At 57.4% G+C, this 1,234-nt stretch carries 1 protein-coding gene; it reads right to left on the bottom strand.

Going from position 1 to position 1,234, the window contains the following annotated elements:
* Window positions 1-29 precede the first annotated feature (29 nt).
* Window positions 30-1,171, bottom strand: a protein-coding gene (locus AC06E9_RS19690; RefSeq protein WP_121363484.1) for an IS3 family transposase whose coding sequence is annotated in 2 segments (ribosomal slippage) — window positions 30-934 and window positions 934-1,171 — 1,143 coding nt in all. Because the reading frame shifts where the segments join, the coding sequence is not laid out codon by codon here.
* Window positions 1,172-1,234: the final 63 nt, after the last annotated feature.

Here is a 1,234-nt window from a genome sequence, read left to right as displayed (position 1 = left end):
TGAATCGCCCAGGCTTTTGTAGACACTCTTCAGCCGTTTAGTGCGTACTGCCGTTCAAACTCTATCGGGGACAGGCCGCCATTGGAACCGTGTCGCCGTGTCGGGTTGTAAAACATCTCGATGTACTGGAAGACATCGGCGCGTGCCTCGTCGTGATTGCTGTAGATCCGCCGCTTAATCCGTTCGCGTTTCAACAGCTGGAAGAAGCTCTCCATTGCTGCGTTGTCGTGGCAATTTCCTCGTCGGCTCATGCTGCATACGATGTCGTGCTCACGCAGGAAGCACTGCCAGTCTTCGCTGGTGAACTGCGTTCCTTGGTCAGAGTGCAGAAGCAAACCTGGAGCGGGTTTGCGCCTCCAAACCGCAGCGAGCAGCGCTTGCAGAACCAAGTCGGTGTGCTGCGTGGGGCGCGTCGCCCAACCCACCACCTGGCGTGAGAACAGATCGAGCACAACGGCTAAGTACATGAAGCCGTCGTAGGTTCGGATGTAGGTGATGTCCGTTACCCATGCGCGATTCGGTTCACTTACTTTGAAACCGCGCGCCAAGACGTTCTTTGCCACTGAGCCCACGGGCCCACTCAATGGGCGCGGTCTACGGCCATAGCCAACCATCGCCCGAAGCCCTTCGTTCTTCATCAATCGCGCTACGCGATGCCTGCTACACGTCTCCCCTAGCTCGCGAAGATCCGAAGTGATCTTGCGATGTCCGTAGACCGAGCCACTCTCAAGCCAGCTGTGCTTGATCAGTCCAAGCAGTCGTTGGTCATCCCGTTCGCGGGGGCTTGTCGGGCCTCGAAGCCAGGCGTAGTAACCGCTGCGATGGACACTCAGTACCCGGCACATGGCTGCCAACCCGAACTGATCCACATGGCACTTCATGAAGGCGTACTTTGCTCTTACCCCTTGGCAAAGTACGCGGCGGCTTTTTTTAGGATGTCTCGCTCTTCAGTGACGCGACGCAACTCAGCCTTAAGTCGACGAACCTCAGCGTTCTGGTCCTGCTCAACGCGACGCCCCACCTCTCCCTGGCCGTGCTGACGTCTCCACCCATACAAGCTATGGACCGACACACCTAGTCGCTCAGCCACCTCAGCTACCGGTCGGCCGTACTCGACAATCTGCCGAACCGCCTCGATCTTGAACTCATCCGTATAACGCTTCGTGCTCATAACCACCTCCGCCTAAGCCATAGTTTATGGCTGCGAGGTGTCTACGAAATCCTGGGCGATTCA

Source organism: Stenotrophomonas sp. Steno-Z10-BAI, assembly GCF_056393115.1.
Note: the sequence above shows the minus strand (reverse complement) of the source record. Positions and strands in the feature narration are given on the sequence as shown.